The 25,167-nt window shown below is 59.1% G+C and carries 26 protein-coding genes and 1 pseudogene; 14 read left to right on the top strand and 13 right to left on the bottom strand.

What is annotated here, in order from left to right:
* Positions 1-320 precede the first annotated feature (320 nt).
* Complete coding sequence (locus AC3WTO_RS28275; RefSeq protein WP_492464168.1) at positions 321-5,123, bottom strand: putative Ig domain-containing protein; 4,803 nt, start codon at positions 5,121-5,123, stop codon at positions 321-323.
* 232 nt (positions 5,124-5,355) lie between these two features.
* Between AC3WTO_RS28275 and AC3WTO_RS28270 the strand changes: the two genes are divergently transcribed.
* Genes AC3WTO_RS28270 through AC3WTO_RS28255 form a run of 4 tightly spaced genes read left to right on the top strand, consistent with a single transcriptional unit; the run spans position 5,356 to position 7,612 of the window.
* Positions 5,356-5,886 carry a phage tail protein gene (locus AC3WTO_RS28270; protein ID WP_492464169.1) on the top strand — a complete coding sequence of 177 codons (531 nt, stop codon included), beginning with the start codon at positions 5,356-5,358 and terminating at the stop codon, positions 5,884-5,886.
* A 40-nt stretch (positions 5,887-5,926) separates the two neighbouring features.
* Positions 5,927-6,457, top strand: a complete 531-nt coding sequence (locus AC3WTO_RS28265) for a phage tail protein (protein WP_492464170.1) — start codon at positions 5,927-5,929, stop codon at positions 6,455-6,457.
* A gap of 52 nt (positions 6,458-6,509) precedes the next feature.
* A complete protein-coding gene (locus AC3WTO_RS28260) occupies positions 6,510-7,043 on the top strand; it encodes a phage tail protein (RefSeq protein WP_492464171.1) in 534 nt (177 codons plus the stop codon).
* 23 nt (positions 7,044-7,066) lie between these two features.
* A complete protein-coding gene (locus AC3WTO_RS28255; protein WP_492464172.1) occupies positions 7,067-7,612 on the top strand; it encodes a GNAT family N-acetyltransferase in 546 nt (181 codons plus the stop codon).
* On the opposite strand, the gene AC3WTO_RS28250 is transcribed toward AC3WTO_RS28255, so the two are convergent.
* Together AC3WTO_RS28250 and AC3WTO_RS28245 are read right to left on the bottom strand one after the other, a co-directional pair.
* Positions 7,605-7,898 carry a DUF6916 family protein gene (locus AC3WTO_RS28250; RefSeq protein ID WP_492464173.1) on the bottom strand — a complete coding sequence of 98 codons (294 nt, stop codon included), beginning with the start codon at positions 7,896-7,898 and terminating at the stop codon, positions 7,605-7,607. The genes AC3WTO_RS28255 and AC3WTO_RS28250 overlap by 8 nt on opposite strands.
* Positions 7,899-8,162: 264 nt before the next feature.
* On the bottom strand, positions 8,163-9,170 hold the full coding sequence (locus AC3WTO_RS28245) for a LysR family transcriptional regulator (RefSeq protein ID WP_492464174.1): 1,008 nt from the start codon (positions 9,168-9,170) through the stop codon (positions 8,163-8,165).
* 46 nt (positions 9,171-9,216) lie between these two features.
* On the opposite strand from AC3WTO_RS28245, the gene AC3WTO_RS28240 reads away from it, so the two are divergent.
* The 6 genes and pseudogenes from AC3WTO_RS28240 to AC3WTO_RS28215 form a co-directional block, all read left to right on the top strand.
* On the top strand, positions 9,217-10,059 hold the full coding sequence (locus AC3WTO_RS28240; protein WP_492464175.1) for an isocitrate lyase/PEP mutase family protein: 843 nt from the start codon (positions 9,217-9,219) through the stop codon (positions 10,057-10,059).
* A 151-nt stretch (positions 10,060-10,210) separates the two neighbouring features.
* The gene (locus AC3WTO_RS28235; protein ID WP_492464176.1) at positions 10,211-11,233 is read left to right on the top strand and encodes an amino acid ABC transporter substrate-binding protein; all 1,023 of its coding nucleotides are present in this window, start codon (positions 10,211-10,213) and stop codon (positions 11,231-11,233) included.
* Positions 11,234-11,277: 44 nt separating this feature from the next.
* Entirely contained in the window at positions 11,278-12,480 is a 1,203-nt protein-coding gene (locus AC3WTO_RS28230; RefSeq protein WP_492464177.1) for a cystathionine beta-lyase, read from the top strand.
* Between the two features lie 11 nt (positions 12,481-12,491).
* Positions 12,492-13,712, top strand: coding sequence for a cytochrome P450 (locus AC3WTO_RS28225; RefSeq protein WP_492464178.1), 1,221 nt, complete (start codon positions 12,492-12,494; stop codon positions 13,710-13,712).
* 958 nt (positions 13,713-14,670) lie between these two features.
* Positions 14,671-14,955, top strand: coding sequence for a DUF982 domain-containing protein (locus tag AC3WTO_RS28220; protein WP_492464179.1), 285 nt, complete (start codon positions 14,671-14,673; stop codon positions 14,953-14,955).
* Positions 14,956-15,306: 351 nt separating this feature from the next.
* Positions 15,307-15,654 (top strand): annotated as a pseudogene (locus AC3WTO_RS28215) (hypothetical protein); the annotation flags it as partial.
* 114 nt (positions 15,655-15,768) lie between these two features.
* Here the strand turns inward: AC3WTO_RS28215 and AC3WTO_RS28210 are convergent.
* From AC3WTO_RS28210 to groES, 3 genes are all read right to left on the bottom strand, one after another.
* Complete coding sequence (locus AC3WTO_RS28210; RefSeq protein ID WP_129413049.1) at positions 15,769-16,008, bottom strand: hypothetical protein; 240 nt, start codon at positions 16,006-16,008, stop codon at positions 15,769-15,771.
* Positions 16,009-16,072: 64 nt separating this feature from the next.
* Entirely contained in the window at positions 16,073-17,701 is a 1,629-nt protein-coding gene (gene groL, locus AC3WTO_RS28205; RefSeq protein ID WP_492464180.1) for a chaperonin GroEL, read from the bottom strand.
* Between the two features lie 51 nt (positions 17,702-17,752).
* Entirely contained in the window at positions 17,753-18,067 is a 315-nt protein-coding gene (groES, locus tag AC3WTO_RS28200) for a co-chaperone GroES (protein ID WP_492464181.1), read from the bottom strand.
* A gap of 319 nt (positions 18,068-18,386) precedes the next feature.
* Between groES and AC3WTO_RS28195 the strand changes: the two genes are divergently transcribed.
* Positions 18,387-18,665 carry an usg protein gene (locus tag AC3WTO_RS28195; RefSeq protein ID WP_129413052.1) on the top strand — a complete coding sequence of 93 codons (279 nt, stop codon included), beginning with the start codon at positions 18,387-18,389 and terminating at the stop codon, positions 18,663-18,665.
* A 91-nt stretch (positions 18,666-18,756) separates the two neighbouring features.
* Here AC3WTO_RS28195 and AC3WTO_RS28190 read toward each other — a convergent pair whose 3' ends face one another.
* On the bottom strand, positions 18,757-19,305 hold the full coding sequence (locus AC3WTO_RS28190; RefSeq protein WP_492464182.1) for a TspO/MBR family protein: 549 nt from the start codon (positions 19,303-19,305) through the stop codon (positions 18,757-18,759).
* A 634-nt stretch (positions 19,306-19,939) separates the two neighbouring features.
* A complete protein-coding gene (locus AC3WTO_RS28185; protein ID WP_492464183.1) occupies positions 19,940-20,125 on the bottom strand; it encodes a hypothetical protein in 186 nt (61 codons plus the stop codon).
* 542 nt (positions 20,126-20,667) lie between these two features.
* Between AC3WTO_RS28185 and curA the strand changes: the two genes are divergently transcribed.
* Entirely contained in the window at positions 20,668-21,687 is a 1,020-nt protein-coding gene (curA, locus tag AC3WTO_RS28180) for an NADPH-dependent curcumin/dihydrocurcumin reductase (protein WP_492464184.1), read from the top strand.
* Positions 21,688-21,782: 95 nt separating this feature from the next.
* Here the strand turns inward: curA and AC3WTO_RS28175 are convergent, their stop codons facing one another.
* From AC3WTO_RS28175 to AC3WTO_RS28165, 3 genes are all read right to left on the bottom strand, one after another.
* Positions 21,783-22,166 (bottom strand): type II toxin-antitoxin system VapC family toxin, encoded by a 384-nt coding sequence (locus tag AC3WTO_RS28175; protein ID WP_492464185.1) that lies wholly within the window; start codon positions 22,164-22,166, stop codon positions 21,783-21,785.
* Entirely contained in the window at positions 22,163-22,420 is a 258-nt protein-coding gene (locus AC3WTO_RS28170; RefSeq protein ID WP_129413054.1) for a type II toxin-antitoxin system Phd/YefM family antitoxin, read from the bottom strand. The genes AC3WTO_RS28175 and AC3WTO_RS28170 overlap by 4 nt, the downstream gene beginning before the upstream one ends.
* Before the next feature lie 276 nt (positions 22,421-22,696).
* Positions 22,697-23,353, bottom strand: a complete 657-nt coding sequence (locus AC3WTO_RS28165) for a CPBP family intramembrane glutamic endopeptidase (RefSeq protein WP_492464186.1) — start codon at positions 23,351-23,353, stop codon at positions 22,697-22,699.
* Between the two features lie 355 nt (positions 23,354-23,708).
* Between AC3WTO_RS28165 and AC3WTO_RS28160 the strand changes: the two genes are divergently transcribed.
* Positions 23,709-24,182 carry a nucleoside deaminase gene (locus tag AC3WTO_RS28160; RefSeq protein WP_492464187.1) on the top strand — a complete coding sequence of 158 codons (474 nt, stop codon included), beginning with the start codon at positions 23,709-23,711 and terminating at the stop codon, positions 24,180-24,182.
* Positions 24,183-24,272: 90 nt separating this feature from the next.
* Here AC3WTO_RS28160 and AC3WTO_RS28155 read toward each other — a convergent pair whose 3' ends face one another.
* Together AC3WTO_RS28155 and AC3WTO_RS28150 are read right to left on the bottom strand one after the other, a co-directional pair.
* Positions 24,273-24,443: a hypothetical protein gene (locus tag AC3WTO_RS28155; protein WP_492464188.1), complete on the bottom strand. Its 171-nt coding sequence runs from the start codon at positions 24,441-24,443 to the stop codon at positions 24,273-24,275.
* 117 nt (positions 24,444-24,560) lie between these two features.
* Positions 24,561-24,767, bottom strand: a complete 207-nt coding sequence (locus AC3WTO_RS28150; RefSeq protein ID WP_492464189.1) for a hypothetical protein — start codon at positions 24,765-24,767, stop codon at positions 24,561-24,563.
* Between the two features lie 203 nt (positions 24,768-24,970).
* On the opposite strand from AC3WTO_RS28150, the gene AC3WTO_RS28145 reads away from it, so the two are divergent.
* Positions 24,971-25,156 carry a hypothetical protein gene (locus AC3WTO_RS28145; RefSeq protein WP_129413058.1) on the top strand — a complete coding sequence of 62 codons (186 nt, stop codon included), beginning with the start codon at positions 24,971-24,973 and terminating at the stop codon, positions 25,154-25,156.
* Positions 25,157-25,167 lie beyond the last annotated feature (11 nt).

Here is a 25,167-nt window from a genome sequence, read left to right as displayed (position 1 = left end):
GGTCCGGATTTGACTTGCAGGGCGGGTAAGCGTCGGTCGCTTGCACCAAAGTCAATTGATGACCGCAATCGCGATCGACACATAGGATTGCCCTGGTATGGAGGTCAGAATGGAAGAATACACTCCAAGCATCCTTGCGACCGCCTACCGCGAATTTGGCTACGTTTGCCGTTGATGCTTCTGAAGGTCCGACTCAGAGCGTCATGCGCGATCGGCAGGAGCGAGGTTTATCGCCAGCAGAGCACTGATTGCCTCTGCAGCGAAAACCAGACCGCTCCATGGGTCGCGGCCTTCAGTGCCGGCCGCGGCGACCATCCGCTTTAGAACGTCTTTCCCAGATTGATCAGGAAGCCGTTGTCGGCGTCGCCATTGCTGCCGAACAGCCCGCGATATTCGAGCCGCACGCCGAAATCCTGTGTCGTCTGGATGTTCATTCCGAGGCCCAGCATGAAGCGGTCCTTTGCCGATCCGTTGATCGAGGTGTGATAGAAAGGTCCATTGAACATGTCTGCGTAGTTCATTGTGATGGCACTGTCGCCCTGGAAATCATGCTGGTATTCCAGTCTGAGCTGCGGCGAGATCACCCCGAAGCTGACAGGTATTTTGTAGGCGAGTCGCAGGCCAAGATTGCCGGTCAAGGTGTCGATATCCTGCTCGCCATAGTGCAAGGCCGACAACGGGTCGCCTTTCTCGGTGAAGGCATCGAGCGTTGCGCGGGCAATGTCCAGACGCGCATAAGGCGAAACCAGCCAGTCTTCGACCTGATACTTGGCGCCCGCCGACACCGATGCAAACCACTGTCCACCGTCACGCTCGCCGGTAACGAATCCACCGCCCGACGTGAGGAAGCGCTTCGAATCGAATGAGAGCCATTGATATCCGAGCAGGCCGTCGATGAAGAAGTTCTGGCCAGGACGATAGCTGGCGTAGAGGCCGGCCGTGTATGCCTTTCCCGTGCTACGGCTTCCGTTGTCGCCGATGTCGCTGACGTCGCGGCCGTATCCGACGCCGAGGCCAAGCGCAAAAGCACGGCTGAAGCGGTAGTCGATACCGCCACTCAGCCCTGTCGTTTCGAACTTGTAGCCATCATTGCCTTCGCGGTCGCCAACATTGATCGAGCCGCCCGTCCAGATCGTCACCTTGCTGTGGCCGAAGCTGCCGGTTCCGAAGCCGCCTGGCGTGCTCGAAGTGGTGTTGTCGTCAAGGTAGGATTTGAACGGCATCTCCTTGCCTGCGAACTGGCGGCCGCCACAGGTTTGGCCGTGCGGAACGAGGTCATCTTTGCCGCACGTGCTGTTGAAGGAGAGAACGATTCCTTGGACGAACGCCAGGGTGTCGGTGGGCTCCTGGCTTTCTTCGCTGTCGTGCAAACCTTCCAGCCGTTGCTGGAAATTGCCAATCTGTGAGTTAGCGAACCGGCGCGTCGCCGCGGTCTGGGCATTGAGGATTCCCATCACCTCGCTGTCGCGCGTTGGATCGGGACGAGCCTGGACGTTGACGGTGATCGCCGTCACCGCCGAGGTTGCATAGGCGTTGCTGAGTGTGAAGGTGACGGTGACGGTACCTTCGAACGTAGCCGCCGGCGTGAAAGTCATCTGGTAGCCGTCAAGCGACGTCGTGCCCGAGGATGTTGGCGGTACCAACACCAGGCTTGCACCGGTGAAGGGGCCTCCGCTGGCGCCCTTGGCCAAGTCCACAATCACAGCCTTGCCGGAGACTGTGGAGACAGTTTGCGCAACCGGAACGGGGCGCGGTCTGACATTGATAGTGACGAGGGTCGGCGGCGTGGTGCCGCCCGGGCCGGTCGCAGTATACTGGAGCGTATCCGATCCGACGAATGATGTTCCGGGAGAATAGATGATATCGTTGCCACTCAGCGTGGCGGTGCCGTGGGCGGGCACACTGGCGATCGCGACCGAAGTGATCGTCCCGGAGTCGTTGCTCAAAACATTGATGGTGACTGGCTGGCCGTCGAGCGTATCGGCGGTGTCGGGATTGGCGACCGGCGGGTTGTTGGCCAGTGCCAGCGTGTAGGCGGCAGTTCCAGTGAAGCCGTGGCTGTCTGTTGCCGTCACCGCGAAGTTGAATGAACCGAAGGCCGTGGGCGTGCCGGAGAATGTGCCCGACGACGATAATGCTATACCGGGTGGAAGCGCGCCGCCGCTGAGTGCGAAGCTGTAGGGTCCTGTTCCGCCGGTGGCTGTAAGCCCCTGGCTGTAGGGTACGCCGAACTGACCGGCAGCGAGCGTCGAAGGAACAAGTGTGATGGTCGGTGCGGCGACCGCGAGCGTATAGTTCACGCTCACGGTTCCCGCGGTTCCAGTTGTGCTGTCCGTCACCGTCACCGTGAAACTGAAACTGCCGCTGACCGTTGGCGTGCCCGAAAGCACGCCTGCTGTCGAAAGCGTCACGCCCGCAGGCAATGCGCCTGCCGTGATGGCAAAGGTATAGGGCGCATTACCTCCGCTGGCTGTAACCGATTGGCTGTATGCAGTGCCAGCCGTAGCCGGTGGTACGCTGGCGGGCAACATGGCAAGCGTCGGAGCCGCGACAGTCAAAGAGTAGCTGTGCGTCCCTGTCTGGGTGTTGGCATCGGTGGCAGTAACGGTGAATGTGAACGTGCCCGATTGCGTCGGGATGCCCGTCAACTCTCCGGTTGGCGCCAGCGACAGCCCTGTGGGCAGCGCGTTCGGGATCGTGGCGAACGTGTACGGTCCGATCCCGCCAGAGGCGGCGAGGGTGGCTGAGTAGCTGGAGCCGGCGGTTGCATTGGGGATGGACGGCGGTGAAACGACGATGGTGGATGCTGCGACCTGGAGGACATAGTTCTGTGTGCGGCCAAAGGGCGCGCCGGTCCCGGTACTGCTGTCGGTGGCGCGCACTGAGAAGGTGAACAATCCCGTAACTGAGGGTGTCCCGGACAGCAGACCTGAGGCGCTATCGATTGAGAGACCTGCCGGCAGCGAGCCGGCACTGACCGCGTAGGTGTAAGGCCCTGTGCCGCCGGAAGCAGCGTATTGCTGGCCGAAGGCTGTTCCATACGTTGCGTTGAGGTTTCCTGCCGGAGGGGTCAGCGCCAGTGTGGGGGCGCTGATCGACAGGGTAAAGTTCTGCGCAACCGAGACGGGGCCGGCTCCACTGCTGCTGTCACTTCCAGTGACCGAGAGACTGAAGCTGCCCGCCTCGGTCGGAGTTCCGGATATGGTGACGCTGTCGGCAGTCGAGGCGCTTACGGAGAGCCCTGCAGGCAAACCGCTGACTGAAAGCGAATACGGCGCTGCGCCTCCGGATGCCGTGAAAGTCTGGGTATAGGCAGTCCCGACCTGCGCTGTCAGTGGGTTGGATGCGCTGACAATGAGGGTGGGGCTGCCCACCATCACGGACACGGTCGCTGGTGCGGAAGTCGCCGCGGAATTGGTCGCTGTGTACGTGAATGAATCGGCCCCGTGGAACCCAGGATTGGGCTGATAGGTGATCGTTGTTCCGCTGGCGATTGCCGTGCCGTTGGAGGGCGCCGATCCGATAGCGACGGAGGTGGGGGTGCCGCCCGTGATGTTGAGCGAGACAGGGTTGGCGCCGCTGTTATAGGCAACGGTCGCCGAGACCGGGTTGGCAACAGGAGGAATGTCCAGGACCGTCAAACTATAGCCGCGCGGGGCGCTGGAATAGGGACCACTCCCGGTGCTGCTGTCGGTTGCGGTTAAAGCGAAATTGAAAGTACCGGATGCCGTTGGTGTACCTGAGAGGTTGCCAGCCGACAGCGTGATGCCTGCCGGGAGAGCGCCTGCCGTGACCATGTAAGTATAAGGCGATGTGCCGCCGCTGGCCGGATTGAGCGGAGCCGAGTAGGCCACGCCCTGGGTGCCATTGGCGAGCGATGTGGCAGGGAGGTTAATCGTCGGCGGGGCGACAGACAGCGTGTAGGCTTGCGTTCCCCTGTATGGCCCCGGCGCACCGCTGGCATCCGTTGCCTGGACAGTGAAATTGAAGGTTCCGCCTGCAGTCGGGGTACCGGAGAGCACGCCTCCTGTAGAAAGCGTCATGCCGGCGGGCAACGACCCGACGCTGACGAGATAAGTGTAAGGCCCAATGCCGCCGCTGGCGCTGATGGTCGTGGTGTAGGCCGATCCGACCGCTGCGCCGCCCGGCAGCGTCGTCGGCGCCAAAACGATGGTCGGCGCTGCGTTGATGACGACGGTGACGGTGTGAAGTGTCAACCAGACGCCGCCGGTCGAAATCGTGGAATTGTCCTGCACTTTTATCGTGAAGGTATAGCTGCCTTGGGTGCTTGGGGTGCCGGAGAGCAGGCCGCCAGTGGATATCCCCAACCCGGGAGGAAGCGTGCCAGATTCATGAGAATAGGTATAAGGCGCGGTGCCGCCGCTGGTGGTGAATTGCTGGCTGTAGGCAACGCCTTCAGCACCGGCTGCCGGGCTGGTCGGCGAGACGACAAGCGTCGGCCCGTCCACCAGGAAACCGTAGCTTTTGTCGGCCGTGAGCGGCGTCGGGGTCGTCGAATCCGTTACATGAACGGTGTAGTTATAGGGACCGGAGCCGGTCGGCGTGCCGGAAATTCGGCCGCCAGCCGTCAGCGAAAGCCCCGGCGGAAGGCTGCCGCCGCCATTGGTGTAGGAATAGGGCGCCACGCCACCGCTTGAGGCCAGCGTCTGGTCGTAGAAAACGCCTACTTTGGGATTTGGCAGGCTCGCCGGGGTGACGCTGATCGGAGAGGACGCGGGCGTGATCGTGACATTGACCGTCACCACCCCAGCTGAGGCATCCTCGAAGGTGAACGTGTCTGTGGTGGCGCTGTCGCCGTTGTTAACATAGGTCAGCAAGCCTGCAGCGGCATTGTCGATCGTAACGTGGCCATGTGGGGGCTGCACCACGCGGTCCTGTGGATTCGTCCCGACCGGATCGCACGCCGATGCATTGATCTGTTTGCTTCCACCAGACACCACGGTGATGGCGATGGGCAAGGGACAGCCAACTGACGGCGCCGCGCGCGCCGGCGAAGGCGCCATGGCAGCAAGCCCGACAAGGATGAGAACGGTGAGCCACAGCCCCAAGCCGCCCGCCACGACACAGGCCGGCGCGGCGCGATACTTCGAATTCCAGTTCAATGCACGCCCCCATGCCGGAAGTTGTGTACACTTTAATACAGAAGCGCGGAATTCGGCGCCGAAAATGTATAGCGGAGTCTTCAGGACTCAATGATTTCTCTGACGGATTCCCCACCAAAGTAGATCACGAAGTTTTATTCATGTCTACCTTTCGATAAAAACACACTTGCAGAATCCGTGGATCGGGAGCAACGTCAATACGACATCGGGCATTGAATAGTTGGGGGAGCTGATGACCGAAGTTTTCCTCGGGCAGGTCATGATGACCGGATTTGCTTTTGCGCAGAAGGGTTTCGCCTTCTGCAACGGGGCGCTGGTCTCGGTAGCTCAGAACCAGGCGCTCTTTTCACTCCTAGGCACGACTTACGGTGGCAACGGCACCACGAACTTCGCCCTGCCCAACCTGCAGAGCCGCACACCGGTGGGATTTGGTCCGTCCGTGGATCCGGCTTGGCAGCCCTCGCCCTACAATCTGGGCGAGACCGGCGGCGCTGAAAATGTCACGCTGCTGACCCAGCAACTGCCGATGCACAATCATGTCGGCAACGCCACCAGCGCGACAGGCGCTGGGCGCAGCCCCGTCAACGCGCTTTATGGCACCACCGCCAACGCCATCTATGCACCACCTGCCGGGCGGGTGGTGACGCTGGCAGCTCCAACCGTCACTTCAGTCGGCGGCGGCCAGCCGCACCCCAACATCCAGCCTTACGAGACAATCAATTACAACATCGCGATGAACGGTATCTATCCGTCGCGCTCTTGACCTATGCCAGTCAGCGCAACGCTCTGAAGGGAGATCATCGATGAGTGAGCCATATGTCGGCGAGATCCGGATGTTCGGCTTTCCCCGCGTCCCCAATGGCTGGTTACCTTGCGATGGCTCGCTATACGCCATTTCCCAATATGATGCCTTATTCACACTAATCGGCACCACTTACGGGGGCGATGGACAGGTCTCGTTCGCCACGCCGCAGCTTTCCGGCCGCGTGCCGATCCACCAGGGCGCGGGCCCAGGTCTGTCGCGTTATGTCATCGGGCAAATGTCGGGAAGCGAGACAGTGAATCTTCTGCCCGCGCAGATACCCCAACACAATCACCCGATGACCGCGACCCCCTCGACAGCCAATTCCAAGTCCGTCGCCACCACGGTGGAACTCGGTGCTATCCCCGGTGACACGATGTACGTGACCGATATCAGTGGCGCGACACCCCTCATCACGGCCCCGCAATCGACGCAGGCCAGCGGTGGCAATTCAGCGCATGACAATACGATGCCGACCCTGACTGTGCAGTTCTGCATTGCCTGGGCCGGAGTTTTTCCTTCGCAGGGATAAGCGGCGCGCAGGCTCGCAAACGCAACCGGTTCAAAGATCGCAGGACGTCGCCATGACCACGCCTTTCATCGGTGAGATACAGGTTTTTGGTTTCAACTTCGCGCCGCGCGGATGGGCATTCTGCAGCGGGTCGCTCGTTCCGATTCAGCAATATTCGGCGATGTTCGCACTGCTGGGCACCAATTATGGCGGTAACGGCACGACAAATTTTCAATTGCCCAATTTCGTCAACCGCGCTGGCTGCAATCAGGGCCGGGGCCCGGGTGTTTCGCCGCGCAGCATCGGCGAGACATTCGGCGAAAACGGCGAGACGCTGACGATTGCCGAAATGCCGGCGCACATGCACCAGTTCACGATTTACAACCAGGCCGATCCGGCCAAGAAAGCGGCTTCACCCTCGGCCGGCAATGCTGTGACCACGCCAGCGAATACCACCGCCTTTGTCGCAAGCGCGCAGCCGAACCTGCAGTTCATACCGAACATGATTGGTTTTACCGGCAGCAACCAGCCGCACGAGAACCGCCAGCCATTCCTTGCCATGAACTACTGCATAGCGATGGCTGGCGCTTTCCCGTCATTTGGCTGATGACATCTGGCGACGGAAGGCGATTGCCTGCGTTTCCTTGCACGGCCGGCTCTCGTTTCCAGCCGCCGCGCGGCGCGACCCGCGCTGCCACGCACGACGACATCGCGTTCCTGCGCCGGCTCTATTGGTCTTTCCGGGCGCAGGACATGGAATATCTGCTATGGCCCATGGCAATGAAACTTGCGTTCATCGATCAGCAGTTTGACCTTCAGCATCGTCATTATGTGGCCAGATTCGCTGACGCCGACTTCCTGATACTGTTGGAAGGCGCTGAACCAATTGGACGCCTGTACATCGACTCCAGTGCCGAGCAATGGCACATCATCGACATCGGTTTCCTGCCGCAATGGCGCAATCTTGGCAAAGGGCAGGGCATGCTGAAAATGATCCAGCAGCAGGTTCTTGCGCATGCGGGTTCACGCGTTTTGCTGCATGTTGAACATCGCAATGTTCGTGCTCAAGCTCTTTATCGGCGCCTGGGTTTCCATCAAATCGATGCTGACGACACGCATCTTGAGATGCGATGGCCAGAACGGCCGCACCCTATCATCGTGGGCGCTCTCAGTTGAAAATCGCCTGATAAACGATGCCCTCCTTGTCCCGGGCGACGGGCACAAGGAATATTTCAAGCTTACCCAATGTGGTGTTTTTCATTTTGTAGAGCTTCTGCGGAAGCACCACCTGCGAGGCGCTTCGGAACATCAATGAGAAAGGTGACCGCCGCATCCCGGAAAAGCCGGTCTCCGGCAGTGGCCGAGCCTCTGCCAGGGTCAGTGCCACGGTACTTTCTCCAAGCTCGAGGTCGAAGGCGCCGCCGACACAACCTGCGAAATGGCCGAGCGTTACGATTTCCATGATCTGAGCCCCTTCAAGGCCAGGAACAACGGGCAAGGAATTTATACTGAGCCGTCAGTAACTCTGTCGCGGTTCTATAATTTATCGGAGTTTCTGAATTTGAGCGAGGCTTGTTCAAAGACAATTGCGATCGGCGGCAAAGTGCGTGACAGCTTTGTACCTGAATTCTGCAACTTGAACAAAGCATCCATACGGCTCCCCGGGGCGGGTGTCTCATTTGAGGGCTGGTCGCTTCTGGAGCGTATCGGCAAAGTGCAGAGATATTTATGTTTCGGAAGCCAATTGCACGTTCACCAGATCGCCCGGATTCTGGCTCAGGTAATCCGTGCTCAGCAAATCACGGAGCCTGGTGGCAGCAGCACTCAAAAAGCCGCCGTGGCGCATAACCAGGAAAACCGGGATGGTTAGTTTCAAATCACCGACATCGATCGTGGCGAGCGTTCCGGCAGCGCGCTCCTCGGCGATGCCACTTTCGGTCATCAAGGCCAGGCCAAATCCCGCTTCCACGAGGCGTTTCTGTGCGGTCAGGCTGTCCACAGGGGTCCACTCGACTTCGCCCAGACCAAACGTCTGGAAGACGCTGAACACGTGTGATGCCCAGATCTCGCGTTGCCCCGGGATTTCCGGGAAGGCCATCCATCGTTCGGTGACCAATTCAGCGAGCGACTTGATAGAGCGGCCAGCCAGGCCATGGTCCGTGGAGCAGGCAACCAGCATCTTTTCCCTGCCAAGACATTCATAGTGCAGGTCAGGCGAACGGTCGCGGTCATAGCGAATGCCGATGGTGGCTTCGCCACGCCGCACCAGATCACTCACCTCCGTGCTGCGGGTCGTCTGCAACGCCAGGTCCACGGACGGATAATCGGCCGCGAAGCGCTTCAATATGCTGGTTAGGCTTGTGCTTGCCAGGGTACCAACCACCGCCAGCGACAAGGGGCCGGCATTCTCGGTCTTGAGGGCTCTTACAGCGGTCTCGGCATCCTGGAGAGCCGCAAGCGCGCGCTCGGCATAAGGTAGCAGTACGCGTCCTGCTTGGCTTAGCGCAATGCCATTAGAAGTCCGCTCGAAGAGCGACATGCCGAGCTCGTGCTCAAGCAGGCCGATCCGGTGCGAGATGGCCGGCTGCGTGCGGTTCAAAGCGCGAGCTGCATTGGAGAAGCCACGTTGCCGGTAGACCATCAGAAACGTGTTCAGTGCTTCGCCATCCATGCGTTCGCTATAAACAATGTTTATGAGCCTGACAAATATTAGAAATTGGACGAATGCGGCCAACCTTAATAGGACTGTCCTCGCTCGCCAATTGCAGAGGAAATCGATAATGGCCGTCCAGATCGAAAAGGCGAAAGCGTTCAAGGCCCTTCACGCGGCGGAGCGCGGTTTCGTCATGCCAAATGCCTGGGATGCCGGAAGTGCAGTCGTCCTGGCGAGTGGCGGCGTCTCAGCGATTGGAACCACCAGCGCCGGCATTGCCTTCTCGCTTGGCAAACCCGACTTTGACATTCGCGATGCCGCCTCGGTGCTGACGCGGGACGAAATGTTCCAGCGGCTTCGGCAGATCGTCGCGGCCGTTCCGCTGCCGGTCAATGGTGATCTGGAAGACGGCTATGGCGCCGAACCACGGTCGGTTGCCGAAACCATTGACCATGCCATGGCAGTGGGCCTGGCAGGCGGCAATATCGAGGACAACAATCCGCGCGCCGAAGGCCTCTACGAAGAGGTGCTTTCGGTTGATCGCATAAAGGCAGCAAAAGCCACAATCGAAGCGAGCGGCGGTGACTTCGTCCTGAATGCCAAGATCGACGCATTCCTTGTGGGCATGGCCGATCCTCTTGCGACAGCCATAAGGCGCGCCAACCTCTATCTGGAGGCAGGGGCTGACTGCGTCTACCCCTGCGGGCCCAATGACCTCGACACCATCAAGACCCTGGTCCGTGAAATCGCCGGGCCGGTCAACATCGTCATCGGCTGGGGCACCGTTCCTTTGAGTGTGCCTGTCTTGCTCGACATTGGCGTGAAGCGCGTGAGCCTCGGTGGCAGCATCGCGCGATCCGCGCTGGGCCTTGTTCGCCGCAGCGTCCGCGAATTGTGCGACGAAGGCACCATCAAATTTGCTGCCGATCAGATCGGCCAGCAGGAACTGAACGCTCTCTTCTCCAGATGATTGCTCGCGGGAAGATCTGGTAGCCAGAGCGGCTTGGTCTGCACGGGCCGCCGATCCACGCAAGGCAATTTCGACGAAATATCACGGCTGGGAAACCGCAACGCCGGACCAATGACGCGCGCATGGGTTTCACGAAAAGGGGGATGGAATGATGAAACTGCTGAAGCTGGTGCTTACCATACCGCTGACGGTATTTGCGATGCCGGTGGTCGCGGGCACGCTCGAGAACGTCAAGGCAGCCGGTTTCCTCAAGTGCGGCGTCAGCACAGGCGTCCCCGGGTTTTCTGCTCCGGATGAGAAGGGCGAGTGGTCAGGTCTCGACGTCGATCTTTGCCGTGCCGTCGCGGCCGCAATCTTCGATGACCCCAAGGCGGTGAAGTTCGCCCCCCTGTCGGCCAAGGAGCGGTTCACGGCCATTCAATCAGGCGAAGTCGATATCCTTCAGTACAACACCACCTGGTCGCTGGGTCGGGATACTGCTCTTGGCCTCAACTTCCGCGCCGTCAACTATTATGACGGTCAGGGTTTCATGATCAACTCCAGGAAATTGCCCGCAGTAAAATCTGCCCGGCAACTGGCGGGCGCTTCGGTTTGTGTTCAAACAGGCACAACCAGCGAACTGAACGTCGCTGACTACTTCAAGGCCAATGGCATGGAGTACAATCCGGTGGTCTTTGAAAAACTCGAGGAGATCAGGTCCGCATACGATGCCGGTCGTTGTGACGTCGTCACCATTGACCAGTCGGCGCTGTACAGCGTGCGCCTGACGCTCGCCAATCCAGCCGAGCACCTCGTCCTTCCCGAGGTCATTTCCAAGGAACCGCTCGGATCGGCAGTCCGCCAGGGCGACGACAAATGGTTCGATGTGGTGAGCTGGGCGCACTACGCGATGGTGACCGCGGAGGAACTGGGCATTACCCAGGCCAATGTTGGCGATATGAAAGTCAACGGCAGTCCCGAAGTCAAACGGGTGCTCGGTCAGGAGGCTGGCAGCCAGCTGGGCGCCGATCTTGGTCTCGACCGCGAGTGGGTTGCCCGCATTGTCAGCCACGTCGGCAATTACGGCGAGGTATTCGAGCGCGATCTCGGAGCCGGCAGCCCGTTGAAGATCGCGCGCGGCATCAACGCGCTGTGGGTCAATGGCGGTCTGCAATATGCGCCGCCGTTGCGCTGAGGGTGGTGTTTGCAATTCCAACTGCATGACTGCGGAGAGGCCGGATGATGGCTGATGGAGAGAGCTTCGCCAAAACTGGCATGAACACGAAGCTGGCGCATATCGGCTATGAGCCGCATGGTTACTTCGGTTTCGTCAATCCACCTGTGGTTCATGCATCGACGGTGCTTTTCCCGGACGCCCGAACGATGGCGACACGGGACCAACCATACATCTATGCGACCCACGGAACGCCAACAAGCAATGCGCTTTGCCGTGCAGTCGACGCGCTGGAGGGATCGGCCGGCACGGTCCTGGTGCCGTCGGGCCAGGCGGCTGTCGCTTTGCCAATGATGGCCTTTCTTGCGGCAGGCGACCACGTGCTGGTCACGGATTGCGTCTATGCGCCGACCCGCCAGTTCGCCGACCTTGTCCTGAGGCGCATGGGCATCGAGGTGGAATACTACGAGCCGCGTATCGGTGCCGGCATCAAACGGCTGCTGCGGTCCAACACCAAAGTGGTCTTCACCGAGTCGCCAGCCTCCAACACGTTTGAAGTGCAGGATATCCCGGCTATTTCCAGTGCCGCTCATGCCGCCAACGCCATTGTCATGATGGACAACACCTGGGCGACACCGCTGTTGTTCAGGCCACTAGACCACGGTGTCGATATTTCGGTGCATGCAGCGACGAAATATCCTGGCGGCCATGCCGACCTGCTGCTTGGCATGGTCTCGGCGAACGCCGCGACCTGGCCGCGGTTGTGGGAGATGTTCCTGGCGCTGGGCATTCCTGCCGCGCCCGATGATAGCTATCAGGTACTGCGTGGCCTGCGGACAATGGGCGTGCGACTGGCCCATCATCAGAAAAGCGCAATAGAGATCGCCGCATGGCTTGAACATCAGCCTGGCATTGCGCGGGTTCTCCATCCGGCTCTTTCGAGCCATCCCGACCATGCCATCTGGAAACGGGATTTCTCGGGTGCGAGCGGGGTATTCTCGATTGTCCTGGCATGCGCCTCGCAGGCGCATGCATTTCTCGATGCACTCAGGATATTCGGCCTGGGCTATTCATGGGGCAGTTATGGCAGCCTTGCCATGCAGGCGGACCTCGCGGATCGGACTGTCGCGGATAGCGCCTTCGACGGCGCGCTGATCCGCCTGCAGATAGGTCTCGAAGACATCGAGGATCTCAAACGGGATCTGTCGCGTGGGCTGCAAGCTGCGGAATGCACGGCTCAGCCCTTGCTCGATCAAGCGGTCTTGTGAGGAGATTCGAGGTGGTGAAACAGCCGGGCAAAGGAATTCCCCGCGAGCCTGCTCATGTGAGAGCAGCGCCGTCCCACGCCGATCCCTATCCCTTCTATGCACGTCTGGTGTCCGGCAAGCCGATTTATCGAGAGGGCGTGGCGGGCCCGTGGATCGCCGTCAGCGCAGCGGCGGCGAACGCCGTGCTGACCAGCCCGCTATGTCTGACCAGGCCTTTGGTCAACCGGGTGCCCGAGCCCTTGGTTGGAACGCCCGTGGCCGAGATTTTCAGCCGTCTCGTGCGGATGAACGATGGAGAAATCCACTGCCCGCTGAAAAGCGCGGTGGCGGCTGTACTCGAAAGTGTGAGTCAACGACGTATAGCGGATCTTACCAGTCATCTGGCGAAGAAGCTGGCGGCAATCCTCAGGCCAGAGGAAGACCTTGAGGGGCTGAATCAGTTCGCGACGGCCTTGCCGTCGCAGGTCATCATGACTCTGCTTGGAGTTCCGCCAGCCAGCTTTTCGGACGTTGCAGGCTGGATGGGTAACTATGGGGCGGCAGCAACAGCTGCCATCACCGGCGTTCCCCAATTGACCCCCGCTATCTTGCAGGCAGGGGCCGACAGTTCGATCCGGCTTCTCGACCTGTTTGGAACCATGTTGGCAGCCCTGCCTGACGATGATGGTTCGCTGCTTGCCATGCTGTCACGGCAAGCAAGCCTTTCAGGCCGATTGGATGCTGGCATGGTGATTGCCAATGGCATTGGGCTGATGGCACAAGGTTTTGCCGGTACCTCCGCGCTGATCGGCTCAAGCCTTGTCGCGCTTGCGCGCCATGCTGAGGTGGCCGCCGCCGTTCGCAGCGATCGATCATTGCTCAGGGCGTTTGTTCAAGAGGTTCTGCGCTTCGATCCGGTCACCCATAGCACGCTTCGCTTCGTGGTCAGCGATGCCATTGTTGCCGGGCAAGCGATGCGTGCCAATGACATGATCATCGTCACCTTGGCCGCAGCCAGTCGCGATCCAGCTCTCAATCCCGACCCTGATTGCTTCGAGTTGTTTCGCGACGACAGGAAATCGATGGAGTTCGGCGTGGGCGTCCACGCTTGCCCGAGCGCCTTGTTGGCGACAACGATCACCGAGACCGCCTTAAACTACCTTCTCGATAGGGGCCTCGTCTATGAGGGGCTTGAAGGTCAGGTGACTTACCGCCCCTCAGCGCATGTTCGGATGCCGGTTTTGGGGCCTTAGATACAAACGGCCCTGGTTGCAGAAACCAATCACATCCGGGACCGTCGCGCGATCCTTTCGAAACTCGGAGGAAGAACAGGCTAACGGCGTTAGCGGTGTACACGGCCTGTGAGCCATTATCGCGTTTGCGCGCCCGCTCAGTGACGGTGACCGATCGGGAGGGCATTCTGTAAGTTTAATACCGCCATCCTTGCGCTACAGCCAGTTTGCCGCTGACCAGGTTAGCGATGCGCCGTCGAAAGGGATTTTGGCTCCCGATGCACGCGTCGGTCTTATCCTGTGGACATCGCCGGGGAGCGAAAGGCCGTTCGATGAGAATCAACTCGCCGAACGATTGGAAGCTGACTTCATTGCGTTCAGTCTCGCGAACTGTGTTGTCGGAGCGCTGTCGGAGGACAAGCTGCGTGACGTTGAACCGAAAAGGCAGAGAAGCATCCAGCGTTCCCGTCCGGCTAACTTAGCGGGCACAAAGGCCACGACGGCGGAAGCATAGCCATCTGGCAAACAAACCAGCGCGGATGACCGGGTAGCGACCTCTTGTCGAGGAATTTCTGGCCAAAGGGCTTCTTAAATGATCGATCGACGATCCTAGCCGCTGGTAGCCTTCTTTCGTCGCAAATGTCGCGTCGCGTTCATCAATCTCGTCCGACCGCATTGTATGGCCTTGACAGCGAAAATCGGCCTTCACATATTTTTCGTGATCGCTGCCAAAGTCGGCGGAGATTATCCTCAAGCATCTGAAATCGTTCAAGAAGTGGAGGTTTCTATGAGCGAGAAAACATTCGAAAATCCGGTGTTGGTCCGGGACGGGCACCGGCATAGCGCGACGTGCCAAACTGCGAAGCGGACAGGCGCCCCAGCCTTCGCTGGCAGTTCTGCGGCGATACCCTGGAATGCCAGGTCGACGACGTATCGGACCATCGACGTGACGGACTGAGCGTTGCGGAGGTATGAAACGATGCTTTCCCAACCCTTCGAAAAGCCGCTGCGCGTGTGGGTCGGGCTTGGCTTCCCGCGCCAGCTGAACTCCGTTGTGGACGCATATCAGTTCGTCACCGATTGGTGCGGTAACAGTCCTGAGCAAAAGGCGGCCATCCGCGCCTGCAAAGCCGCATTGACCGGCGACATCGATGCAGAGACGGCGCGCGGCGTCGTAATCCAATTCGCCAAGAAGAAGAACATTCTGGTGGAAGAAGACGCGATGCCGCCTATGGCCGGACTTCGACAATGGTTGCCTGCCTGACCGAAAAATAAGTGTTGCAGCGGCGATATCGGTATCGCCGCTGCCTCAGCGCGACGTTGCTCGAGCATTTTAGAAACCATCCTTTCGCGATCATGTTGACACGAGCGCGAGGGAGGGTCTGATGGCCAGCACACCGAAGCCCGATCGTGCGACCAAGAAACCACCGGATGCCGAGCTTCACGATGAACCGTTGCGGAATATCAGCCGCAACCCGGCGCCCAATCCCAATCGGCGGATAATCAGAAACGTCCAGAACGACGTCTTAGCCGTAACGCAATGTGGTAGGGCCGTCTGAACCCCACCCATCGCTGAAATATCCTGTATCTTAAGCAAGGTTTGAGATGCCGAAAGCGGCCGGACAATGTCGTCATGGACAAGGCAATGGCCGCGCTGGACAAGAAGAGCCAGGAGATGATGGCGACGATGATCAGTGAGTTGACGAAGGTCACCATCATCAGCGTCGCGCACCGCGCCGAGCTCGAAGCCTATCACAGCCGCACGATAACGTTGGAGCGGCGCAGGGGCGGTGCCAGACTGGTCAGCGATATCGACCTCCTTCCGCGAAAGCGCAAGCGCAACCTGATCCAGCGCGCCTTGTGGGGCAACGCCAAGGGGAACGGAAATAGGGCGGGACGAGTTAAAGCGTTTCACTCTCCGGCCACCACCAGATGCGGCGCAAACGCTCCATCTGAGTGGTGAGTTGCGCGCACGGTTCCATGCACGACCGAAAATGATGCCACGGGGAAGACAACTGGCCGCACAAAACCCGCCCGGCCAGCCGAGCGGGTCTTTTTACGACGGTTGGCGCAGCGCCTATTTCCCCTGGGATTTGTCAGCCTGCATTCGTTTCGATGCCTCCGAAACATGCTGCGCTGCAAGAAACATCAGCGTGGAGGCCGCGGTGCGACGCGCCCAACCCGCGCCCTCAGCCTTGTCCAATAAATTGGCAAGCAGCGGCTTCAGAACAGCGCGGCACTCCAATTCATAATTGAGGAATTCACTTGCCTCGTGGGTCGGTGCCGAAACCAATGGCGAACCGGTCATAGCATTCATGGCGATCACCTCATCTCAAACCAGCCTGCCTCCGCGTGAACGGAGGCGGCATGTGCCAGCGTGCTCAGAAGTCCATCCCGGTGCCGGCGGGCAGGGCCGGAGCGGCTTCCTTCTTGGGCTTTTCCGCAACCATCGCCTCGGTCGTTACCAGCAGGCCGGCGACGGACGCCGCATCCTGCAGGGCGGTCCGCACCACTTTGGCCGGGTCTATGACACCCTGAACATAGAGGTCGCCATATTCGCCCGTTTGGGCGTTCCAGCCATAGGCGAAGTCTGTCTTCTCCCGCAGCTTGCCGACGATGATCGAACCTTCGGCACCCGCGTTCTCGGCGATCTGGCGAACGGGAGCCTCGATGGCGCGACGAACGATGTCGATGCCGTATTTCTGGTCGGCATTGTCGGCGGTCAGCGTGCCGAGGGTCTGGACAGACCGCAGCAGCGCGACGCCGCCCCCTGGCAGGATACCTTCCTCAACCGCCGCGCGGGTTGCATGCAGGGCGTCGTCGACACGATCCTTCTTCTCCTTCACTTCCACCTCGGTTGCCCCGCCGACGCGGATCACCGCAACACCGCCAGCCAGCTTGGCGAGCCGCTCCTGCAACTTCTCGCGGTCATAGTCGGAGGTTGTCTCCTCGATCTGAGCCTTCATCTGGGTGACACGCCCCTGGATCTCTTCCCTCTTGCCGGCGCCGTCGACGATCGTGGTGTTCTCCTTCTCGATCACCACCTTCTTGGCGCGGCCGAGCATCTGTAGCGTAACGTTTTCGAGCTTAATGCCGAGATCCTCGCTGATCGCGGTGCCACCGGTGAGAATGGCGATGTCCTCCAGCATGGCCTTGCGGCGGTCGCCGAAACCCGGCGCCTTCACCGCCGCGACCTTGAGGCCACCCCGCAGCTTGTTGACGACCAGCGTCGCCAAGGCCTCGCCTTCCACATCCTCGGCGATGATGAGCAATGGCTTGCCGGATTGAACCACCGCTTCCAGAACCGGCAGCAGCGCCTGCAGGTTGCCAAGCTTCTTTTCATGGATCAGCACATAGGGCTCTTCCAGTTCGACACGCATCTTGTCCTGGTTGGTGACGAAGTAGGGGCTCAGATAGCCGCGGTCGAACTGCATGCCTTCGACCACTTCCAACTCGGTCTCGGCGGTCTTGGCTTCTTCGACGGTGATGACGCCTTCATTGCCGACCTTCTCCATCGCCTCGGCCAAATAGCGGCCGATTTCGGCGTCGCCATTGGCCGAGATCGTGCCGACCTGGGCAATCTCGTCATTCCTGGTGATCTTGCGAGCGTTGGCCTTGAGTTCCGACACGACTGCTTCGACGGCCTTGTCGATGCCGCGCTTCAAATCCATCGGGTTCATCCCTGAAGCGACGGCTTTGGCGCCTTCTCGTACGATGGCCTGGGCGAGCACCGTCGCGGTGGTGGTGCCGTCACCGGCGAGGTCGTTGGTCTTGGAAGCGACTTCGCGCACCATCTGTGCGCCCATGTTTTCGAACTTGTCTTCAAGTTCGATTTCCTTGGCGACGGTGACGCCGTCCTTGGTGATGCGCGGCGCCCCAAATGACTTGTCGATGACGACGTTGCGGCCTTTCGGGCCGAGGGTCACCTTGACGGCATTGGCGAGGATATCGACACCGCGCAGCATACGCTCGCGTGCGTCGGAATTGAATTTGACTTCCTTGGCAGCCATGGGATCACTCCTTCAATAGGCAGTTTTCTTTGACTTGTTCAGAGACCGTGCCTACGCCGCTTTCTTCAGCGTCGCGGTCACCTCGATCACGCCCATAACGTCGCTTTCCTTCATGATGATGAGGTCTTCGCCGTTGAGCTTGATTTCAGTGCCGGACCATTTGCCGAACAGGATACGGTCACCGACCTTCAGGTCGAGTGCCACCTGCTTCCCGCTTTCGTCGCGCGCGCCAGGCCCCACGGCGACGACTTCGCCTTCCTGCGGCTTCTCCTTGGCGGTGTCGGGAATGATGATGCCGCCAGCCGTCTTTTCATCGGCTTCAACGCGGCGGACCAGGACACGATCATGCAATGGACGGAACGTCATATCGTTCTCCTTCAGGACAAACAGATTGTGAGAGGTTCCTCCACTCCGGACCGGGCGGACCGGAGCGGGGGCGCGCAACCCCAAAAAGGGCATCACGCGAAAGTGGAGCTAATTTTGCGAATTCTGAGTTTCAAGAGGCGACGCGAAATTTTTTTGCAAGACCGGCGCATTTCACTAGAGCGCTGAAAAGCAACAGCAAAATTCGCTACTCGATCTTGAATTCGTCCGGGCTTACGTCAAAATATCGAGACCTTCGCCAAGGCCAGGCGGTCGGCAACGAACGCCGCTCTGGGTGGGTTCGCAGCAAGGAGGTCGAGATATGGTTGCCACCGTGAGCAAGCAATTCCGTCAGCAGATGGAAGGATACGGCCTGACCACGGCCGAGATCCATTATCGCTTGCCCGATCACCCCAGCCTGCTGCAGCTCTATGTGTGGCAGGAATACGACCTTGCGCCGCATTTCCCTGAATTGAAGCAGTTCCTCGGCTATTGGGAACGCGAACTGGCAGGTCCGCTTCATTCGGTTCGCATCGCCCACCAACGCCTGATCCGCCCGTCTGAATGGCGCGCGGTCGACGGGGTTATCGCAATTCACTAGGCGAAACCGCGGAATGAATTCGTTCAGATGACGATTGTCCGAAACCCGAATAGCGGAGGGTCGGTCAGCTGCTATCGTGCGGCGATTGTTTCTAACCGTTCAGGCGCAATATTTCGACATTCAGCAGAACGGCAAACCCCACCCAGGCGGCCAACGGCACCAGGCACCAGGCCGCGACGGGGTCAATCCGCCGGAACATCACGATCGTGGCAAGAATGACCATCAACTGCGGGATGATGTCGAGCAGCCCCGCAAGCGGACTGTGCAACCCGAAAAACAACCAGGACCAGAGCGCATTGAGCGCCAGTTGGAGGAAGAAAAGCGTCAGCGCAGGATGGCGCTCGGCAGGTCTCCCGGGGATCTTGAGCACACGCCATACTGCATAAGCCATCAAGGCGTAAAGCGTGGTCCAGACGGGTGCAAAAAGCCAGTTCGGTGGGTTGAAAGTGGGTTTGATCAGGCCCGAGTACCAAGAGGCGATGTTCGGGTAGGTAGCCCATTGGCCCAGGAGTGATGCCATGATCACCGGTAGCACGGCAATTAGAGCCCTCAGCCATGCCGGCCATACTTGATGCCTTACCCTTGCGTCCATGCGACTGCTTTCACGTCTTTGAATTTCCCAGCCCAGACAGGCCGACATATTCGTCCCCGGTATTTACGCAGTGAACGCAGGCTTGGATCAAAATCTCTTGTGTCATTGGCAGTAATGGCAGCCAGTCGATTTCGTAGCGCATTTCCGGACCCGCTAGGCGAAGTTCGCAGGCCGGAGTCTGACGGCTGTCAGACTGGTCGGCGGCTGGGGAGGTCCAACTGCGGATATTCATCGTTTGGATCCGGCTTGTTCAGTTCGATATCGCACCGGGACATAGCCTGTCCGCGGGACATAGCCTGTCCGCTTGAATAAGCGATCTACCTCTTGTCCAGAACGTTGCAAGTAATCTCGCGCGAGTTCGCAAAGAAGGCCCGCCCAGCGAAACTGAGCAGTCTGTTGACTGAGATGCGTGCCACAACGTTGGACCCGGATCGCCAGACAGTGCGCCAATGCCGAGGGGCAAGCCTCCGCTCGAGCCTCCAATACCTCTAGCTAAGTGTTAAGCTGATGAATGAATGGTACCGGGGACCGAGCGGCGCTCATGGCCGTGCTTGCGAACGGTCAGTGGGCGGATCAGCGCGCCAAAGGGTAGCCGTCCAATGCGGCCAAAGAACACGGCCGCGTCTGGTTCTGGCCGACCGGGCGGAGTTGTCGAACCCGACCAGCCCTTGGCGATACAAAATCATCCACCGCTTTGCGCTTTGCCGTATTCGGCTTTCGCTCGACGGTGGTATTCGTAAGCCGTTCGCCGCTTACGGTCGTTTCGCCTCAGTGTTTCGGCGTCCTTCAATCGTTTCTTCGCGAAGATGAGCTTCGCGTAGGCCTTTGCCAGATCGCCATATTGTGTCGCGCTCTCGTCGAGTACCATGTCTATCTCCTCGATATCCCGAGGAATGAATGGGTGGCGGGAGCGCGGGTTCCAAAAACTGCCTAAAGTAGCCATTCGCTTGTGGTGCCGTGGGTCTTGCGGTTGCACGCCACATCAGCGATCAGCTTTTGCATCTAATGCGAGACTAGCTCTCCAACATATCGTGTTCCATTTCGGACCAACCCCTCCTCATTTTCTCAGGAGTTGATCCGAACCGTGCGATGCAGCCAGCGCGACTTCCCACCGTGTGAACGCGCCTATTTCTGACAAGTTTAACAATCTGATTGGAGCAAATGTTTGCCCCGACCTTGGGGTGCATTATGGATCTTAATTCGCCGTTCAGAACCAAATCAACGCTTCCCGAATCCGGACAAACTCGCGTCGGGACAACACCGATTTTCGAAGGCGCACTCCCGGCAATCCGTTCAGAGAATGATTAAATCGACATTCCCGAAAACATTGGAATTATGGAAACAAATCGACTTCTCTCCACTCCCGGCCGAGAGACATACTGCTGAATAGATTCTGGGAAAGGTCGTGCCTTGGTCGAAAGCAACCGCCGCATACTTCTTGCAAGACGTCCGGTTGGTAAACCGGGCCCCGACAGTTTCAGGCGGGACAGCGTGCCGATCGCAGAGCCAGCGGAGGGCCAGGTTCTGCTCAAGATTCTGTACCTCTCGCTGGACCCCTATATGAGGGGAAGGATGAACGCCGGGAGATCTTACGCCAAGCCTGTGGAAATCGGCGATGTCATGGAAGGTGGCACGGTCGGTAGGGTCGTCAGATCGCGGCACCCCGATTTTGTCGAGGGTGATGTCGTTCTTTCGCATTCCGGATGGCAGAGTTTCGCTGTTGCCGATGGCTCGACCCTTCGCAAGCTCGATCCGGCAGCCGCCCCCATCAGCACCGCACTCGGCATCCTCGGCATGCCCGGCTTTACCGCCTATGCGGGCCTCCTCACAATCGGCCAACCGAAGCCTGGGGAAACCGTGGTCGTTGCAGCGGCCAGCGGTGCCGTAGGATCAGCCGTTGGGCAGATCGCGAAGCTCAAGGGTGCACGCGCGGTGGGCATCGCAGGCGGCGCAGACAAGTGTGCATTCGTGCGCGATGAACTCGGTTTTGATGCCGTGATCGATCACCGTGCTCCGGATTTCGAGGCTCAGCTGAAGACCTCCTGCCCGCAGGGCATTGACGTCTATTTCGAGAATGTCGGCGGCCATGTCTGGGACGCCGTCTTTCCGCTTCTGAACGATTTTGCCCGTGTGCCGGTCTGTGGACTGATCGCCCAGTACAATGATGCTGCCGCATATCCTGGACCGGATCGCCTGCCAGGTGTCATGCGTGATGTCCTGAACCGGAGCCTGCTCATTCGCGGTTTCATCCAGCGTGAGTTTGTCGATCAACGCCCCGCCTTCTACAGCCAGATGGCTGCATGGATTGCATCCGGTCAAATCCGATACAAGGAAGACATCGTCAACGGGCTAGAGGCTGCACCAGAGGCTTTCATCGGTTTGCTGGAAGGGCGCAACTTTGGCAAGTTGGTGGTTCGCGTCGCGGAGTGACGGCATTTCCGGCTGGGTTGCACCTGGTTGCTGGGCGGTTTCGATCCCGGCGAGGTGAGCTTTGACCGTCCGGCGCCACAAAGCGCGGAACGCCATCAAAGCACTCCTGCGACATCGGTTAGGGCAAAATCCTTGCCGACAAAGAGCAAGGGGCATCCATGCTCTTTCGCAACTTCATAGGCAAAACAATCCCCGAAATTAAGCCCAGCAGGGTGCACGCCCTTGCCCCAACTTTCATAAGCACGGGCGATGCGTCGTGCCGATGCCGGTGTGATACTGACAATTTCGAAGCCGAGGCCTTCGATGAGGCGCTCCATTTCTTCGCCGACATTTCGCCTTGCAGCCACAATCAGCACTTCAGCCACAGTGCCAGCGGAAATCAGGAGCTTTTCTTCGGCTTCCAGTGCAACGGCGCAGGCATCCGCTTCGGGTTCATTCAGCACAATGGCCATTAGTGTCGATGTGTCGACCGCGATCATTTTGGAAGGCCGTCATCGCCATAGAGGAAATCCTGGCTTCGCGCGGCATTCGGTCCGGCTACCACCTTTGCGGCGGCAGATGCTCGCACGGCCGTAAGCAGCGTCCGACGGGATTTCCGGTCTGGCGTCGCCTTGATTGGCACAAGCCGTACTGCTGCGTGGCCATGTCGGGTAAGGATGACATCGTCGCCCGCCTCGGCTCGCCGAACAAGCTCCGTTAACTGTCCCTTTGCCTCTGTGACAGACACCTGCATGGTCAACTCCGTAATGGACCACTTAACGGTCCAATCTGCGCTGGTGTTTAGACTATTTGATGGTCCGCAGCAACCGCGTGATAACAATGGGCGCTTCACCGCGACAGCCCAAGCCTCAATGCACTTAAAGCGGCGACATTGGCGGCGCCCCTCCAGGTTTTCACCGAAAGCGCCAGTCCAGCGGATCGCCAGTGTGTGGATGACGCGGAGGATGCCCACAGGCATCAAACTTGTATAGGCTTGAAGGCAATAGCCCTCTAAATGAGCACTCCGTCACTAGATCGTCGAATAATAGATCAGGTTGAGGCCGTTATAGATCACGTGAAGGGTCACGGCCGGCCAGATGGAGCCTGATAGGCGGAACATCGCACCAAAGAAGAGCCCCATCACAAACGCATCCACAAAGATGACGCTCGGTCCGTGAATTGCGGCGAACATGAGCGAACTGCCTAATACCGCGACCCATGATCCGTATTTTTCGAGAGCGCTCTGGACCACCCCGCGAAACACCAGTTCCTCGCCAATCGGTCCCAAGACCGCGCTCGTCAACAACAATAGCAGCATCCCCGCGAGGCCGCCGTTTGCCGCAGCTTGAAAATCCGCTTGTGTGTTCGCTTCGGAGATAAAATGGAAATAGACCGCTTCGATAATGAAGATCAGGCCGAAGCCCACCGCGCCAAGCGCTGCGCTGATCGCTATCCACTTGAGCGTCGTCGGACGAAAGCCGAATGCTCCCCAGTTGCGAACACGATAGAGATACGCGCCGAGCAATCCAGCGAAGCCGAGCGCAAAGTTCGCTGCACCAGCAATGTTGACGCGGAAGACGGCCTTGTCGTCGGGCTGGAGCAGCATCCAGTAGCCAAGAAAGCCAATGCCGAGAATATACACACCAACAGCGATCGCGATCTCCGGCCATCCGGGTTGCGCGTTCATTGGTGTCTGGGCAGGTCGAATATCAGTCATTGGGCAGCCACAAGTCCACCAACTCTTCCACTGTCACGGCCGTTGTTTCTGTGAGTTTAGCATTCTCGACGGCTGGTGCTGAAAGCTGGGGTAAAAAGGCGCAATTCAATATCCCTTAGCGCGAAGCGGTAATGGGCGGCGATATCTTGCCGTGGAAAACCCGATCATTTCTCTCTGCAAGAGTTTAGGTGAAGCTTCTGGCGCTCCGACCCATCAGAACATGGCTTCGGATCGGGCGGCGACCAGCAGCCAGCCGGGAGGATAGCCCGGCACCAGTATGGAGCAAGCTCTTTACACTGGGGCCGACTTCGAATTGGATCATCCCATGGATGAAACCGACTTGAAGCACCTCCGCCGTTGCGTGGATCTGGCTAAAGCTGCCTTGGACGTCGGCGACGAACCCTTTGGCTCGGTCCTGGTATCGAGCGCCGGCGAAGTGCTGTTCGAAGACCATAACCATGTGGCGGGCGGAGATCATACCCAGCACCCCGAATTTGCCATCGCGCGCTGGGCCGCCAACAACTTGGCACCGGATGAGCGGGCCGCGGCGACCGTGTATACGTCGGGCGAACATTGCCCAATGTGCGCCGCCGCGCACGGCTGGGTAGGTCTCGGCCGCATCGTCTATGCCAGTTCGTCCGAACAATTGACCACCTGGCTTGGCGAGCTTGGCGTTGCTCCATCTCGTGTCCGGGCCTTGCCTATCGAAAGCGTTGTCGAAGGGATTGCAGTCGAGGGACCGGTTCCCGCACTCGCTGAGGAAGTCCGGAAACTGCACCGGGCTTTTCACGGAAAATGAAATGCGGGCTGAACAGGTCGGGTCACGGATTGAGGTTGATGAAATTTAGATCGGCAGCTTAACTAGAGCGTCCACCAGGGCGATTGTCTCTCAGAGGTTCTCTGCCATTCGCTCGTGGTCTGAAAGCCGGCGCTGGGTCGTATAGGTTCGGATACCCTGTCCGTCGACTTCGTATGTCTCCATCGTCTTGCTGCGGATGGAGTAGATCAGACCCTCGCAGGTCTGCAGATCAGTTGCGAGCTTCTCACGTAGCGCTGTCATCGCTGCATTCATGGCGTCCCTCTTGATGCGGGCATTTGTTCCCGTCATCAAACGTGGAGCGCTTTGGCAGGTTCCGGGAGATTTCAGGCAGTTCAGGATCTGTCAGAAACCATCGGCCTAGAAGGTATCATCGGTCGAGGAAACCAAGCGTTCAATCTCCAAGAATGTAGCCACGGCTGCAGCGCAACGCCGTCTTGAAGGACCATATCGGACAACGATGGCTCGGGCGCGAGCTTCACCGATGCCAAATTGCTCGCCGAGCGAAGCAATAAGCGCCTCGCGCTCTTTGGACGCAGATTTTTCCTTGCGTTTCTTTTTCGGCATTTCATTTCCCGACTAACGATATCGGTTTGGTAAGTTATGGCGAGAAGTTCAAGGTTTTAACTGGATAGCACACATCCAGTGCACGACGTTTATGAGGCTGGGAGTGAATCCAGCAGCCCAAGCAAGGCGAGGGTGTTTAATAGGTCAATCGAGTTTGCTTCCGCCTCCTTTCAACGATATTCGTTCGTTGATAGGAGATTCCGATGGTTCTTTTCTGGTTTGATCAGCAAGAACGCCTGAAGACGAAGAAGGGCCAGGAACTGCTCTCCGATGACCGTCGGGGCGACATCGTCCCAACAAACGTCGCACCGGCGCCGGAGCCAGTTGAGGGCAAGATCGCAGTCAGGATTGGACCTGATGGCAGGCCTGTGGTTGTCGTGAAGGAATAGGGGCTCCAGCC

Source organism: Mesorhizobium sp. EU05-FHT14A09, assembly GCF_058790995.1.
Note: the sequence above shows the minus strand (reverse complement) of the source record. Positions and strands in the feature narration are given on the sequence as shown.